This is a genomic window from Gelidibacter salicanalis (assembly GCF_016469035.1).
GTDB classification, from domain to species: domain Bacteria; phylum Bacteroidota; class Bacteroidia; order Flavobacteriales; family Flavobacteriaceae; genus Gelidibacter; species Gelidibacter salicanalis_A.
The window spans coordinates 21,394-35,557 of the sequence record NZ_JAEHJZ010000017.1 but is presented as its reverse complement, the minus strand read 5'-3'; the positions used below and the strand labels follow the sequence as shown (position 1 = coordinate 35,557).

Below are 14,164 nucleotides of genomic sequence, written 5' to 3'. Positions count from 1 at the left end.
GAAAAAGAAAAGAGAACAGAGAATATAGAACAAGAATTAAGATACAAGTATTAAGAATTAAGAATGAAGAGACGAGAAACAACTATTGAGAAACAAGAAACCTGAAACCTGAAACAAGAAACCTGAAAAAAAATTATCTAAATACGCTAAAATCCAATTTTAATGAAAACACGTTGGAGTAAAGAGCGGCACTTTGATCGCCAATATCTGTAAACGCATAATCAATTTGAATGCCTCGGTATTTAAAGCCTACACCAAAATTAGGTTGAAAGGTTAAATTTTCAGAAGTATCCAATTGGAGTTCATTCTGAAAATTGCCCACGCCTACTCTTAAAAACACCAGTTCTGTATAACCAAATTCAAATCCTAAAGACGGGGTAACGCTGGCAAAGGAGGTGGAGATGGCATCATTATTTTGCTCAAAACGCACATTCAGGTCTAAAGCGGTAACTAGTGAATAATCATAGTGAAACACGAATTTTTTAGACATGCCCACTTGCAGTTTTGGGATGGTCACCTCCGTAGCTTCCGGCACGTCCTGGTTTTGTCCTTCTACGGCATCTTTTATAGTGGCAAGCTTCTCTTTGTTAAAGGACCAAGCGTTAAAGGTGGTCGTAATGTCTCTTACCATGACCCCGAATTTCCAATCGTTTTGTGATTCGAATTGAAGCCCCAAATCGAGTCCAAAACCCCAAGAAGATGCAAAATCACCAATAATCCTTCGGATCACTTTTGCATTCACGCCATAACTAAACCCGTCCAAAGGAATTTTGCGGGCATAGGAAAAGGTCAAACCATAATCGGCGGTCGAAAATAGGCTGATCCGGTCGTAATTGATATTGCCCTGATCGTCAATTAATTGTGTGGTATCTAAAATGTCGTCCACACCAAACCTGATCAAAGATATGCCCAGCGCGCTTTTATCGTCTAGCGGCATGGCAAAGGCTAAATAATTATAATTGGCAATATTTGCAAAATAGCTGGAGTGCATCAATGCTATCTGGTTATCCTCAAGATGAGTCAATCCGGCGGGATTCCAATATCCCGAATTGACATCAGCAGATTGTGATACCACAGCATTGCTCATGCCTAAGGCAGCAGCATCCACACCAATGTTCATGAATTCATTGGAATATTTACGAGCGGTCTGTCCGGAAACAAGAAGAGTCAATAGAAAAAATGCAACGAAGGCAGGTGTTTTCAATAGCGAAAATTTTTACAAAGATGCATAATATTTTTGGTAGTGAAACTCTGTTTTTAGAAACACTACGCGGCAACTTTTTAAAACAGATAGTTATAACAATCCCGATTTTTAGCGGGATCCTTGGGTTTTACTCCCCGACGCTCTNNTACTTGATACCTCGTACCCTTGGGTGGAGGTTGTTCATTTTTTGGTAAAATAACCATTCAATAATGCACATTAAGCATTTTCTTATAAAAATAGTTTGTTATTTTTACACAAACTTATACCATGGCTATAAAAAGACATCTTCCCAATATCATCACGCTACTCAATCTCTTTTGTGGTAGCATTGCGGTTTTATTTGCCGTTCAGAATAACTTTGTTGCGGCAGCACTTTTTGTATTTTTAGGCATCTTCTTCGATTTTTTTGATGGACTGGTGGCGAGAAAACTGAATGTCCAAAGTCCGCTGGGTCTTCAATTGGATTCTTTGGCAGATATGGTGACCAGTGGATTGGTGCCAGGTATTATCATGTTTAAATTATTGACCTTAGCCACCAATAGCAGTACTTTTATGTTTGGCGACGAGTGGGGCAGTGCGATGCATTGGATATCTATCCGATTTTCTCCACTAGCATTGATAGGTCTATTTATTACCTTGGCGTCGGCCTATCGATTGGCAAAATTTAATCTGGACGAAGAGCAACAGTCCTCTTTTACAGGCTTGCCAACACCAGCCAATGCTTTGCTGATTATTTCCTTGCCTTTGATTATGGAATTTCAAAACAGCAATGCCATCAATACGGTTATACTAAACCCTTGGTTTTTAATTATAATGACGTTTTTGAGCTGTTATTTGCTCAATGCAAACATCAAACTTTTTGCCTTAAAATTTAAGGATTGGAGTTTTAAAAACAATGCCGTACGTTATATTTTTATTATTTTATGTGTTGTCTTTATCATATTGTTCAAATTTGTTGCCATACCGATCATTATCGTTTTTTATGTCTTACTATCTTTGTTTTCTAAAACTTTAACGAAGTAATTTTATTAAAATTAGTTCATACTATAAAACAACACTTTATGGCTTCAGGATTTTTTGCACTTTTAGATGATATTGGGGTTCTTATGGACGATGTGGCTGCGATGGCCAAAATTTCCACTAAAAAAACTGCCGGAATTTTGGGTGATGATTTGGCCGTTAATGCGGAAAAGGCTTCCGGATTTGTGGCATCCCGTGAAATTCCCGTGTTGTGGGCCATTACTAAAGGCTCCTTTATAAATAAGCTCATTATTTTACCTGTCGCTTTTTTGCTGAGTGCTTTCTTACCCGTTGCGGTCACCGTGATTTTAATATTGGGCGGGATTTATTTGGCGTATGAAGGTGCAGAAAAGCTTTATGAATATTTGGTACCGCACCACGAGGGTGTTGAAACAGTGCAAACCGAAGACCTCTCAGAAGCTGATATTTTAGAAATTGAAAAGACAAAAATCAAATCTGCCATTCTAACAGATTTTATTCTGTCTGTAGAAATTGTAATTATTGCACTTGGGAGCGTTATTGGGCAACCGCTGCTTATTCAGATTCTGGTGGTGAGCATTGTGGCTCTAATTGCAACCGTGGGTGTTTACGGTATTGTAGCCCTGATTGTGAGAATGGACGATTTTGGGTACCGCTTGATCAAATTTAACGATGACGAAAAAAGCATTTCAGACTTTTTTGGCCATTTGTTAGTTAATGCCTTACCGTGGGTGATTAGAAGCTTGGGCGTAATAGGTACCATTGCGCTACTATTGGTTGCCGGGGGTATTTTTGCCCACAATTTAGATTTTTTGCATCACGTCTTAGAGACTTGGCCATCTATAATTAAAGAGTTTGTAATCGGGCTCGTTTTTGGCGCGGTAGCTTTGTTGGTCTTTACTGGAGTGAAAAAACTGATGGGTGTGTTTAGGAAATAACTTTTGCTCTAAAGCCTAGATGCCAATGTTGGTGTTTTCCAGACTGCCAATGTTGGTGTTTTTCACCAACATTGTTTTAGTCTCCGACAGGTATTTATAAGACAGGTTACGCTCTAAATTTAGAATAAAATAAGATTTTTGATGGAGAAAGAGTTGTTGGTGGAAAACACGAACAACGGCGTGAAAATAACTTTTGCTGTAAAGCCTAGATGCCAATGTTGGTGTTTTCCAGACTGCCAATGTTGGTGTTTTTCAAGCTGCCAATGTTGGTGTTTTTCACCAACATTGTTTTATGTCTACGATAGGTCGTTATAAGTCAGGTTTTGCTCTAAATTTACAATGGAATAGGATTTGGATGGAGAGAGTGTTGTTGGTGGAAAACACCAACAACGGCGTGAATGTGAATGTCCGTATTTTTCACGCTGCCAATGTTGGTGTTTTCCAGACTGCCAATGTTGGTGTTTTTCACCAACATTGTTTTAGTCTCCGACAGGTATTTATAAGACAGGTTACGCTCTAAATTTAGAATGAAATAAGATTTTGGATAGAGAAAGAGTTGTTGGTGGAAAACACCAACAACGGCGTATCAGCACCAACAACGGCGTAAAAGAAACACAACAACAGGGTAAAAGAAACACAACAACGGCGTAGCAACAACAGGACAGCGCATATACCAATTAAAAAAAAAGTGTTCATACATGGATCTAAAACCCATGACCATAGAAAATTGTCCACAATTTTATACCGCAACAATTTTAGATTGGAAGACACTGTTATTTCAAGAATCGTATAAACTTATCATTATTGAGTCGTTACAATATTTGGTTAAAGCCGAAAGAGTTATTGTATATGGCTATGTTATAATGGATAACCATATTCATATTATTTGGAAACCTACGTTGCTATATTCTTTGAAACATACCCAATTGAGCTTTATGAAATTTACCGCTCAGCGTATTAAAAGAGATTTGGAGAATAATCATAGGGATGTTTTAAAACAGTTTTTAGTAGCTTCTAAAGATCGCACCTATCAATTTTGGCAGCGGAATGCACTATGTATAGATCTGTATTCTAATGCAATTATTGAACAAAAGTTAAAGTATATCCATCAGAATCCTGTTAAAGCTGGAATGTGTGGAAGTTCCGTTGATTATAAGTTTTCTTCTGCACGGTTCTATGAAGGTCTAGGAGATGACTTCGGATTTCTGACTGATTTTAGATAGAAATAGGAAGAGTATATTGTGGGAAGAGTTGTTGGTGGAAAACTTGAACAACGGCCTGGATGCCAATGTTGGTGTTTTTCACCAACATTGTTTTATGTCTACGATAGGTTGTTATAAGTCAAGTTTTGCTCTAAGTGTAGAATTTAATAGGATTTTTGCATAGAAAAAGAGTTGTTGGTGAAAAACACCAACAACGGCGTATTAACACCAACAACGGCGAATGAACACGGAAGAGTTGTTGGTGGAAAACTTGAACAACGGCCTGGATGCCCATGTTGGTGTTTTTCAGGCTGCACATGATGGTGTTTTCCACGCTGCCAATGTTGGTGTTTTCCACCAACATTGTTTTATGTCTACGACAGGTCGTTATACGACAGGTTACGCTCTAAATTTAGAATGAAATAGGATTTTGGATAGAGAAAGAGTTGTTGGTGGAAAGCACCAACAACGGCGTGGATGCCAATGTTGGTGTTTTCCACCAACATTGTTTTCCAGACTGCCAATGTTGGTGTTTTTCACCAACATTGATTTATGTCTACGATAGGTCGCTATAAGACGGGTTTTGCTCTAAATTTATAATGTAATAGGATTTGGATGGAGAAAGGGTTGTTGGTGGAAAACACGAACAACGGCGTAGTGTTTTTGAGGGAGAAAGAGCTGTTGGTGGAAAACACCAACAGCGGCATAACGTTGAATAGGATTTTTGCGAGAAAAAGAGTTGTTGGTGAAAAACACCAACAACGGCGTACAACACCAACAACGGCGGATCAACACCCACAACGACATAACACAAGAAATAGGGTGTAAACTTCCCCCTAGAACAAGAGTTTTTTCTTCCGTAATTCGAAATTCTGGCCCAAATAGACCTTCCGGACCATTTCATCTTCAGCCAGTTCTTCAGGTTTTCCGGCTTTTAAAATATTGCCTTCAAACATTAAATAGGTTCTATCAGTAATGGCTAGGGTTTCCTGAACATTATGGTCAGTAATTAAAATACCAATGTTCTTTTTGGTCAGTTGGGCTACAATACGCTGAATGTCTTCTACCGCCACAGGATCTACTCCGGCAAAAGGTTCGTCCAATAAAATGAAGTTAGGGTTTGTGGCCAAGGCACGTGCTATTTCAGTACGACGGCGCTCACCACCTGACAATAAATCGCCTCTACTCTTTCTGATGTGCCCCAATCCAAATTCATCAATCAACGATTCCATCTTATCGAGTTGTTCTTTTTTTGACAATTTTGTCATTTGGAGAACGCTCAAGATGTTGTCTTCAATGCTCAATTTTCTAAATACAGAGGCTTCTTGGGCCAAATAACCAATACCGTTTTGTGCGCGTTTGTACATCGGATATTTGGTGATTTCCTGATTGTCTAGATGGATTTTTCCGCCATTCGGTTTAATCAAGCCCACAATCATATAAAATGAGGTGGTTTTTCCTGCTCCATTGGGGCCGAGTAAGCCCACAATTTCCCCTTGATTAACTTCCAAAGAGACATTTTTAACCACTTGGCGCCCACTGTAGGACTTCATTAAATTGGATGCGCTTAACTTCATTGATTTTGTTTATGGGAACAAACTTACAATTTTTATTTATTAAAAGATGTTAAGCTTGTTGCTCTAATGCTTCCCAGAATTCGTAGGCCTTGCGTAAATGCGGTACTACGATGGTGCCACCCACTAAGGTGGCAATGCCTAGGGCTTCATTGATTTCTGCTTTGGTAAGTCCGTGTTTATAGCTGGTTTCCAAATGGTATTTGATGCAATCATCACAGCGCAATACAGCTGAAGCCACCAAACCTAAAAGCTCTTTAGTTTTGACATCTAATGCTCCTTCTGCGTAGGCATTAGTGTCTAAGTTAAAAATACGCTTTATGATTTTGTTGTTACCATCTGCCAAAATTTTATCGTTCATTTTGGTGCGATACGCATTAAATTCTTTTACAATATCAGACATGTTTCTTGGCTTTACTCCCGTTTTTACGGGACTGATTTCTGACCACTATGGCCGAAATAAAAATACTTATTTGATATAATATTAAAATGGGAATGGCCACGATAACCTGACTCGCCACATCGGGAGGTGTAATGACGGCAGAAACAATTAATACACCCACCAATGCGTATTTTCTGTATTTTCTAAGGATTTGAGGGGTAACCAACCCAACTTTTGTTAAGAAATAAATAATTATTGGCAATTCAAATACCAAGCCTGCTGCAATAGATGAAGATCGTACCAAACTGATATAGGAACTGATGTCAAATTGATTGGTAATTTCACTACTTACAGAATAGGTTCCTAAAAAGTTAATGGACAATGGGGTGATAACATAGTAGCCAAAAAGCACGCCCAAAAAGAATAGTAAGGAGGAGATGATAATGAAACCGCGTGAACTTTGACGTTCATCGTCTAACAGCCCCGGACTTATAAACCGCCATAACTGATAAATGATGTACGGAAATGCAATGATAAATCCTGCATAAATAGAGGTCCAAATGTCGGCAGAAAATTGTCCACTCATGGTTCTACTCTGAATGGTGAACGGAAAGGATTCTGCACAGAATGTAGAATCCATATTGAAAAACGTTGATAATTGGCACAAGTATTTATAGGTTGGGAAATCCATGCTTTTTGGACCGAAAATAATCACATCAAAAATCCATCTTGAAAAAATGAATGCAACCCCTCCTGCAATAACAATGCTTAAGGTAATTCTAATTAAGTGCCAACGTAATTCTTCGAGATGGTCTAAAAAGGACATCTCATTTATGCTTGTTTTTGCCATTATATGATGCCTTCTTTAACGAGATCATGAATATGCACTACACCGTCATACTTGCCTTCATTTTCTACCAAAAGTTGTGATATTCCGTTGCTTTCCATAACTTCCATGGCATCCACAGCCATCGCATTTTTGTCCATTCGTTTAGGATTTGAACTCATAATATCTTTTGCTGTCAAATGAATAAATTCATCATTATTGGTCAGCATTCTTCTTAAATCGCCATCGGTAATGATTCCAACAATTTTGTCATCTTCAACTACCGCGGTCACTCCTAACATTTTTTCGGATATTTCAACAATCACCTGCTTAATGTTCGTGTCTAGCCTCACTTGAGGTTTTTGATTCATAGAAGACAAATCACTCACGCGCATATATAAACGCTTGCCAAGGGCGCCCCCAGGATGATACTTAGCAAAATCACTACTTGAGAAGCCTCTGAGTTCTAAAAGGCAAATGGCTAGCGCATCTCCCATAACCAATTGAGCGGTTGTGCTGGTGGTAGGTGCGAGATTATTTGGGCAGGCCTCTTGCTCAACATAGGCGTTTAAAACATAATCCGCTTGTTGGCCTAAAAACGAGGTGATATTTCCGGTTATGGCAATCATTTTATTCTTGGCGTTCTTTATTAAAGGCACCAAAACTTTAATTTCTGGCGTGTTTCCGCTTTTTGAGATGCAAATGACCACATCATCCTGTAAAATAAGTCCTAAGTCGCCGTGAATAGCATCTGCAGCATGCATAAATACCGCTGGCGTGCCTGTAGAATTAAGAGTTGCCACAATTTTGTTGGCAATAATGGCGCTTTTTCCAATACCTGTAATAATAACCCTTCCTTTAGATTTGTAAATGACTTCTACGGCGTGGGCAAAATCATCATTCAATAAATTGGCAAGATTGGAAATTGCTGAGCTCTCTAAGTCGATGGTTTTTTTAGCCGTACTTAGAATAGAATTTTTAATATTCAAAATTTAATGATTTTTCGGTTTGATGCATATAAAGAAAATTGTATCTTTAATCCTAATGCAAATGTATATAAAATACTAATAGGGATTAATGAACAAAGAAGAAATTGACTTACATGCATCACTAAAACAATACTTTGGATTTTCTAAATTTAAAGGTCTCCAAGAAAGCGTTATTAAAAGCTTAGTCTCTGGAGACAATACTTTTGTGATCATGCCAACCGGTGGTGGCAAATCATTATGTTATCAGCTACCTGCTTTAATTAAAGAGGGTACCGCAATTATTGTATCTCCGCTAATTGCGCTAATGAAAAATCAGGTAGATGCCATTAGAGCCGTGTCCCAACATGATGGTGTGGCCCACGTGTTGAATTCTTCTTTAAATAAAACAGAAATAAAACAGGTTAAGGAGGATATTACCAACGGTATTACAAAGCTGCTTTATGTGGCCCCTGAGTCCTTGACCAAAGAAGAAAATGTTCAGTTTTTACGATCTGTAACCGTGTCCTTTATGGCGGTAGACGAGGCCCATTGTATTAGTGAATGGGGTCATGATTTTAGACCGGAATACAGAAATCTAAGACATATTATAAAACGCATAGGCGACAATATTCCCATCATTGGATTGACGGCTACCGCCACTCCTAAAGTTCAGGAAGATATTCTTAAAAGTTTAGACATTACAGATGCCAATACCTTTAAGGCGTCGTTTAATAGGCCCAATCTCTATTATGAAGTACGGCCAAAAACGAAAAATGTAGATTCAGACATTATCAGGTTTGTTAAGCAAAATGAGGGCAAGTCAGGCATCATCTACTGTTTGAGTCGTAAGCGGGTAGAAGAACTGGCGCAGGTGCTTCAGGTAAATGGCATTAAAGCCGTGCCTTATCACGCCGGTTTGGATGCCAAAACCAGAGGGAAACATCAAGACATGTTTTTGATGGAAGATGTGGATGTGGTAGTGGCCACCATTGCCTTCGGGATGGGAATTGATAAACCTGATGTGCGTTTTGTTATCCATCATGATATTCCAAAAAGTATAGAAAGTTACTATCAAGAAACAGGACGTGCAGGGCGTGATGGTGGCGAAGGCCATTGTTTGGCGTTTTATGCCTATAAAGACATTGAAAAATTAGAGAAATTCATGTCAGGTAAACCTGTGGCTGAACAGGAAATAGGGCATGCGCTTTTGCAAGAGGTTGTTGCGTTTGCTGAAAGTTCAATGTCCAGACGTAAGTTTATCCTCCATTATTTTGGAGAAGAGTTTGACAACGGAACAGGCGATGGCGGCGATATGGATGACAATGTCCGTTATCCTAAAAAGCAACACGAAGCCCAAGATAATGTAGTGGTACTTTTACAAACAGTAGCCCAAACTAATGATAAATATAAATCTAAAGATTTGGTGTATGTGATTACCGGAAAGTCAAACGCCCTGATTGCCTCCCATAAAACAGATGCCATGCCATTTTTTGGTGTCGGACAGGATAAGGACAAGCGCTATTGGATGGCCTTGATCCGTCAGGTGTTGGTTGCCGGATTATTGAAAAAAGACATTGAAACCTATGGGGTGTTACGCTTAACTGAAGTGGGGAAAGACTACTTGAAAGCGCCGCATTCTTTTATGATGTCTGAAGATCATGTGTTTGATGAAACTACAGATGAAAAAATCATTACCGCTGCAAAAGGCGAAGGGGGTGTTGCTGATGTACGTTTGATGACCATGTTAAAGGACCTCAGAAAGCGCAACGCCAAAAAACTGGGTGTACCGCCCTTTGTAATATTTCAGGATCCGTCTTTAGAAGATATGGCGCTCAAATATCCGATGACATTAGAAGAACTGAGTAATGTACATGGGGTGGGGGATGGAAAGGCAAAAAAATATGGTCCAGACTTTGTGGGATTGATTGCTCAGTATGTTGAAGATAATGATATTATAAGACCAGATGACTTGGTGGTTAAAAGCACCGGAACCAATTCTGCTTTAAAATTGTATATCATTCAGAATATTGACCGTAAATTACCTTTAGATGATATTGCATCTGCCAAAGGCATGAGCATGAAAGATTTTATTAAAGAAATGGAAGCCATTGTGTATTCTGGCACTAAATTGAATATCAATTATTGGATTGATGATATTCTGGATGACGATCAGCAAGAGGAAATCCATGATTATTTTATGGAATCCAATACCGATAAAATTGATGTGGCCATAGACGAGTTTGATGGCGAGTATGATGATGAAGAATTGCGTTTGTACCGCATTAAATTTATTAGTGAAGTCGCAAATTAATGTATGCATTAGAGGTTTTCCTACCGTCACAAAAGGTACGGATGGACAAAGCAGGTTTAACGTATAAAATAGTGCGGCTGAATAAGTGTGTGAACTTAGGTAGTCTGTCAGCATATGACTAAATTAATGGTCACAATCCAGCTGGTTCAACAGTTGATATTTAACCCGACATCGGTTCTTGGTCTCCCGTTATTGGTGATCCCTGATTCTATAGAAGTGAAGACAATTTATGCATCTTCCACAGGTGTGTCCTTGTCTAAACCTTCATCTATCAATCCTTCAGTTGTCAAACCCTCATCATAACCTCCTTCTATTATGGAAAACAGGATATGATTCTTTTTTGCAATGAGTTCCATATTTTCAACAGTAGTTCTTGAAATCTTGGAAATAGCGTCCTTATCTATCTCAAAATCAATTCGGGTAAGGTGACGGTTGGAACCGTTAGTGGATTCAGATTCCAGTTCTTCCATATCCGATTTGAGCTCTAATTTAAAATCCGTTCCATTTACAATTAAGGTTGCACCCTTAAAGGTCTTAAGCTGAAATGTGCCAATAATTATGGTTTTGAAATAATGGTAACCTGCCAATTCGCTCAAACCAGCATACAATACATTGGTTTCTGAGAGAGCAAAAGGCGCACCTTCTACGTCATTAATAATGTCTTCAGTATACGTGTCTGCTTCCAATGCCTCATTGGTTTTGGTGTCACTGAAAGCAGCGCGGAGCTTTTTAATAGAAAATTTCATGGTAATGCGATTCAATTTTTGTAAAACTAAACTTATAAAATTGAAAATCCAAAGAACGGATACCTTCAGAATTCCTAAGCTATCAAAAAATGCGATTTCAAACAGGAGAAGGATCGTGGTTCTTCAATTTCGTCCCTAATTCACCATTCCAAATTGGCCAATTCCTCTGCACAATTATTTATCTTTGTGTCAAACTTGATGACACTATGATATTTATAGAGAACGAAGGCCACACCAATCCCAGATTAAATCTCGCCTTGGAAGAGTATATTTTACGGCATTTTAGTGCTGACCATGATTATTTGTTGTTTTACATCAATGAACCTTCCATCATCATTGGTCGCAATCAAAATACCTTGGAAGAAATCAATCACAACTATGTTGAAGATAATAATATTCATATTGTGAGACGGGTGTCTGGTGGTGGTGCGGTTTATCACGACTTTGGAAATCTAAACTTTAGTTTTATCACCAATCACGACGGAAAGAGTCTGAGCAATTTCAAGAAATTTACTGCCCCCGTCATCAAAGTTTTAAATAATCTGGGTCTTAACGCCGAATTGAAAGGGAGGAACGACATAGAGGTTGACGACAGGAAAATTTCCGGTACGGCCCAGTTTTCTACGGGCAAGCGGATGGTAAGTCACGGAACTTTATTATTGGATACAGATTTGAGTGAGGTTGCCAAAGCGCTCAACGTTAAAATGAGCAAAATAGAATCAAAAGGTCATAAATCGGTTAGAAGTCGGGTGGCTAATATTTCTGAATTTTTAAAGGCACCCTTAACCATTGAAGACTTTCGAAAATTAGTTTTGGAAGGTTTGTATGACGAAAGCGAACCTTTTGAGACGTACCATTTAACCTTAGAAGAATGGAGTGCAGTGCACCAATTAAAAGCAGAAAAATATGATACTTGGGATTGGAACTATGGTCGTTCTCCAAAATTCAACATACAGCGTAGCAAGCGTTTTACTGCGGGGGAAATTGACCTGCGAATTTTTGTAGAAAAAGGACATATTAAAGACTTCAAGATTTATGGCGACTTTTTTGGGAAAGAACCTGTGGAGCAGCTAGAGCAATTGCTCACTGGTGTACGCTATGATTACAATACAATTAAAACGGTATTAAAAGATACTGACTTAAAAGAATTCTTTGGAGACCTTCAAAAAGAGGAGCTGATTGATTTGATCTATGGTGAAGATGAGTAACTAGATTTTATAGTAAATGGTCTTCCGTAAACTCTCGTTTAAAACAAGTCAATAAAAAAGCCGTAATAGAAATTACGGCTTTATAATAGTATGATGGTGTTGCAATTATTCAACAATAAACTTGCCTTGCATCAATGCGTAATGTCCTGGGAAAGTACACATAAAGATATAAGTTCCTGGAGCTGGTGCTTCAAATTCTATAGTAGTGCTTTCGCCTCCACCTAGCATTTTTGTATGAACGATAAACTTGTCAGTCATGTCTGCAGGAATATAATCATTATCTGCAGCCACGGCAGCAGCTTGACCTACAGTAGCCATATCAGCATCTTTTGTAAGCAACGCCCAGTTATGACCCATTACAGCTTTGTCCATTTTACCTACATGTTTTAATGTAAGTTTCACGGTTTGACCAGCTTTAACACGTATCTCATTTTTATTGAATTTCATTTGGTCATTACCCTCAATAGTTACAACCGCCACATTGGCGTCAGCAGCTTCTACTGGAGTCGTTTTGTTCTCCACTGGAGTATCCGCATTCATTTCTGTTTTGTTTTCTTTTTTGTTCTCACCACAACTAAAGGTCACCGCGGCTAAGAATACTAAGATTAATTTTTTCATTTTATACAGAGTTTAGATTAAAATTATATTATCTACAAAATTAAGAGCTATTTTCAGCATGGCAAAATCATTCTCATCATTTTTTTCAACTATCGTCATAACTTAGACACAATTCAGGGTAATCTCCCCTAAAACGCTCTAAAATCCTCCTTTGGTTAAGGGAAAATCCGATTGGCAAATCATTTTTCCTAATCAATTTGTATCTTTGCCACTTCAAACAAAAACAAAATACAATGCAAGACGGCTTATATGCAAAATTCATCACCAGTAAAGGTGATATTTTGGTAAATTTAGAATACAAAAGAACTCCAGGAACAGTTGGGAATTTTGTGGCTTTGGCAGAAGGGGATTTAGAAAACTCTGTAAAATCACAAGGCAAACCTTTTTATAACGGTTTAAAATTTCACCGTGTCATACCTGATTTTATGATTCAAGGAGGGTGTCCACAAGGCACAGGAACTGGAGATCCCGGCTATAAATTTGAAGATGAGTTTCATCAAGATTTGAGACATGACGCACCAGGTGTGTTGTCCATGGCCAATTCCGGTCCAGGGTCTAACGGAAGTCAGTTTTTTATCACGCATATTGCCACGCCTTGGTTAGATGACAAACATACTGTTTTTGGTAATGTTGTGGAAGGTCAGGATGTTGTTGATGCCATTAAACAAGGTGATGTTTTAGAAACCTTAGAAATAGTAAGACAAGGCAAAGAGGCTCAAGATTTTAATGCTGTTGAGGCATTTAGAACTTTTGAAGGTTCACGAGAACAACGTATTGCTGAAGAACGTAAAGCTAATGAAGCTGAGATTGATAAATTGGCAGCAGGTTTTGAAAAAACAAATAGCGGATTGCGTTACCAAATTCTCCAAAAAGGAAATGGTAAAGCAGCAGCGAAAGGAAGTATGGTTTCTGTACATTACAAAGGCCAATTGGCTGATGGGACTGTATTTGACTCGTCATATAAGCGCAAACAACCTTTAGATTTTCAAGTAGGGGTTGGCCAAGTGATTTCTGGATGGGATGAAGGGATCTGTTTATTGAACGTTGGAGATAAAGCGCGTTTGGTTATTCCTAGTGATTTAGGTTATGGCGCACAAGGTGCAGGTGGTGTGATTCCTCCAAATGCTATTTTAGTGTTTGATGTGGAATTGATGGATGTAAAATAATCAGTTTATCATAATATTATAA

The 14,164-nt window shown here is 38.5% G+C and carries 16 protein-coding genes; 7 read left to right on the top strand and 9 right to left on the bottom strand.

What is annotated here, in order from left to right:
- Window positions 1-133: 133 nt before the first annotated feature.
- A complete protein-coding gene (locus JEM65_RS07860) occupies window positions 134-1,120 on the bottom strand; it encodes a PorV/PorQ family protein (protein WP_199598425.1) in 987 nt (328 codons plus the stop codon).
- A gap of 351 nt (window positions 1,121-1,471) precedes the next feature.
- Between JEM65_RS07860 and JEM65_RS07855 the strand changes: the two genes are divergently transcribed.
- Both JEM65_RS07855 and JEM65_RS07850 read left to right on the top strand, forming a co-directional pair.
- Window positions 1,472-2,227 carry a CDP-alcohol phosphatidyltransferase family protein gene (locus tag JEM65_RS07855; RefSeq protein WP_199598395.1) on the top strand — a complete coding sequence of 252 codons (756 nt, stop codon included), beginning with the start codon at window positions 1,472-1,474 and terminating at the stop codon, window positions 2,225-2,227.
- Between the two features lie 38 nt (window positions 2,228-2,265).
- Window positions 2,266-3,141, top strand: a complete 876-nt coding sequence (locus tag JEM65_RS07850; RefSeq protein ID WP_199598394.1) for a DUF808 domain-containing protein — start codon at window positions 2,266-2,268, stop codon at window positions 3,139-3,141.
- A 15-nt stretch (window positions 3,142-3,156) separates the two neighbouring features.
- Here JEM65_RS07850 and JEM65_RS07845 read toward each other — a convergent pair whose 3' ends face one another.
- Window positions 3,157-3,381, bottom strand: a complete 225-nt coding sequence (locus JEM65_RS07845; protein ID WP_199598393.1) for a hypothetical protein — start codon at window positions 3,379-3,381, stop codon at window positions 3,157-3,159.
- Window positions 3,382-3,475: 94 nt separating this feature from the next.
- Window positions 3,476-3,610, bottom strand: a complete 135-nt coding sequence (locus JEM65_RS22850) for a hypothetical protein (RefSeq protein WP_262895237.1) — start codon at window positions 3,608-3,610, stop codon at window positions 3,476-3,478.
- Window positions 3,611-3,854: 244 nt separating this feature from the next.
- Between JEM65_RS22850 and JEM65_RS07840 the strand changes: the two genes are divergently transcribed.
- Window positions 3,855-4,364, top strand: coding sequence for a hypothetical protein (locus JEM65_RS07840; RefSeq protein WP_199598392.1), 510 nt, complete (start codon window positions 3,855-3,857; stop codon window positions 4,362-4,364).
- 220 nt (window positions 4,365-4,584) lie between these two features.
- The gene (locus JEM65_RS07835; RefSeq protein WP_199598391.1) at window positions 4,585-4,764 is read left to right on the top strand and encodes a hypothetical protein; all 180 of its coding nucleotides are present in this window, start codon (window positions 4,585-4,587) and stop codon (window positions 4,762-4,764) included.
- A 415-nt stretch (window positions 4,765-5,179) separates the two neighbouring features.
- Here JEM65_RS07835 and lptB read toward each other — a convergent pair whose 3' ends face one another.
- From lptB to JEM65_RS07815, 4 genes are read right to left on the bottom strand one after another with little or no spacing between them, the layout of a single operon-like run.
- Window positions 5,180-5,920, bottom strand: coding sequence for an LPS export ABC transporter ATP-binding protein (lptB, locus tag JEM65_RS07830; RefSeq protein WP_199598390.1), 741 nt, complete (start codon window positions 5,918-5,920; stop codon window positions 5,180-5,182).
- A 49-nt stretch (window positions 5,921-5,969) separates the two neighbouring features.
- Window positions 5,970-6,320 (bottom strand): carboxymuconolactone decarboxylase family protein, encoded by a 351-nt coding sequence (locus JEM65_RS07825; RefSeq protein ID WP_199598389.1) that lies wholly within the window; start codon window positions 6,318-6,320, stop codon window positions 5,970-5,972.
- Window positions 6,313-7,149 (bottom strand): twin-arginine translocase subunit TatC, encoded by an 837-nt coding sequence (gene tatC, locus JEM65_RS07820; protein ID WP_199598388.1) that lies wholly within the window; start codon window positions 7,147-7,149, stop codon window positions 6,313-6,315. Before tatC ends, JEM65_RS07825 begins: the two co-directional genes overlap by 8 nt.
- Window positions 7,149-8,114 carry a KpsF/GutQ family sugar-phosphate isomerase gene (locus tag JEM65_RS07815; RefSeq protein ID WP_199598387.1) on the bottom strand — a complete coding sequence of 322 codons (966 nt, stop codon included), beginning with the start codon at window positions 8,112-8,114 and terminating at the stop codon, window positions 7,149-7,151. The genes tatC and JEM65_RS07815 overlap by 1 nt, the downstream gene beginning before the upstream one ends.
- An 88-nt stretch (window positions 8,115-8,202) precedes the next feature.
- On the opposite strand from JEM65_RS07815, the gene JEM65_RS07810 reads away from it, so the two are divergent.
- Window positions 8,203-10,404, top strand: coding sequence for a RecQ family ATP-dependent DNA helicase (locus JEM65_RS07810; protein ID WP_199598386.1), 2,202 nt, complete (start codon window positions 8,203-8,205; stop codon window positions 10,402-10,404).
- Between the two features lie 227 nt (window positions 10,405-10,631).
- On the opposite strand, the gene JEM65_RS07805 is transcribed toward JEM65_RS07810, so the two are convergent.
- Entirely contained in the window at window positions 10,632-11,150 is a 519-nt protein-coding gene (locus JEM65_RS07805) for a hypothetical protein (protein WP_199598385.1), read from the bottom strand.
- 206 nt (window positions 11,151-11,356) lie between these two features.
- Here JEM65_RS07805 and JEM65_RS07800 point away from each other — a divergent pair, with 206 nt between their 5' ends.
- Entirely contained in the window at window positions 11,357-12,358 is a 1,002-nt protein-coding gene (locus JEM65_RS07800) for a lipoate--protein ligase (RefSeq protein WP_199598384.1), read from the top strand.
- A 105-nt stretch (window positions 12,359-12,463) separates the two neighbouring features.
- Here JEM65_RS07800 and azu read toward each other — a convergent pair whose 3' ends face one another.
- Window positions 12,464-12,976 (bottom strand): azurin, encoded by a 513-nt coding sequence (gene azu, locus JEM65_RS07795; protein ID WP_199598383.1) that lies wholly within the window; start codon window positions 12,974-12,976, stop codon window positions 12,464-12,466.
- A gap of 233 nt (window positions 12,977-13,209) precedes the next feature.
- Between azu and JEM65_RS07790 the strand changes: the two genes are divergently transcribed.
- Complete coding sequence (locus JEM65_RS07790) at window positions 13,210-14,142, top strand: peptidylprolyl isomerase (RefSeq protein WP_199598382.1); 933 nt, start codon at window positions 13,210-13,212, stop codon at window positions 14,140-14,142.
- Window positions 14,143-14,164 lie beyond the last annotated feature (22 nt).

Bases quoted from the DNA above. Each gene is read 5' to 3' on its own strand.
- JEM65_RS07860 (WP_199598425.1), bottom strand. From the start codon at position 1,120: ATGAACATTGGTGTGGATGCTGCTGCCTTAGGCATGAGCAATGCTGTG.
- JEM65_RS07855 (WP_199598395.1), top strand. From the start codon at position 1,472: ATGGCTATAAAAAGACATCTTCCCAATATCATCACGCTACTCAATCTC.
- JEM65_RS07850 (WP_199598394.1), top strand. From the start codon at position 2,266: ATGGCTTCAGGATTTTTTGCACTTTTAGATGATATTGGGGTTCTTATG.
- JEM65_RS07840 (WP_199598392.1), top strand. From the start codon at position 3,855: ATGACCATAGAAAATTGTCCACAATTTTATACCGCAACAATTTTAGAT.
- JEM65_RS07835 (WP_199598391.1), top strand. From the start codon at position 4,585: ATGAACACGGAAGAGTTGTTGGTGGAAAACTTGAACAACGGCCTGGAT.
- lptB (WP_199598390.1), bottom strand. From the start codon at position 5,920: ATGAAGTTAAGCGCATCCAATTTAATGAAGTCCTACAGTGGGCGCCAA.
- JEM65_RS07825 (WP_199598389.1), bottom strand. From the start codon at position 6,320: ATGTCTGATATTGTAAAAGAATTTAATGCGTATCGCACCAAAATGAAC.
- tatC (WP_199598388.1), bottom strand. From the start codon at position 7,149: ATGGCAAAAACAAGCATAAATGAGATGTCCTTTTTAGACCATCTCGAA.
- JEM65_RS07810 (WP_199598386.1), top strand. From the start codon at position 8,203: ATGAACAAAGAAGAAATTGACTTACATGCATCACTAAAACAATACTTT.
- JEM65_RS07805 (WP_199598385.1), bottom strand. From the start codon at position 11,150: ATGAAATTTTCTATTAAAAAGCTCCGCGCTGCTTTCAGTGACACCAAA.
- JEM65_RS07800 (WP_199598384.1), top strand. From the start codon at position 11,357: ATGATATTTATAGAGAACGAAGGCCACACCAATCCCAGATTAAATCTC.
- azu (WP_199598383.1), bottom strand. From the start codon at position 12,976: ATGAAAAAATTAATCTTAGTATTCTTAGCCGCGGTGACCTTTAGTTGT.
- JEM65_RS07790 (WP_199598382.1), top strand. From the start codon at position 13,210: ATGCAAGACGGCTTATATGCAAAATTCATCACCAGTAAAGGTGATATT.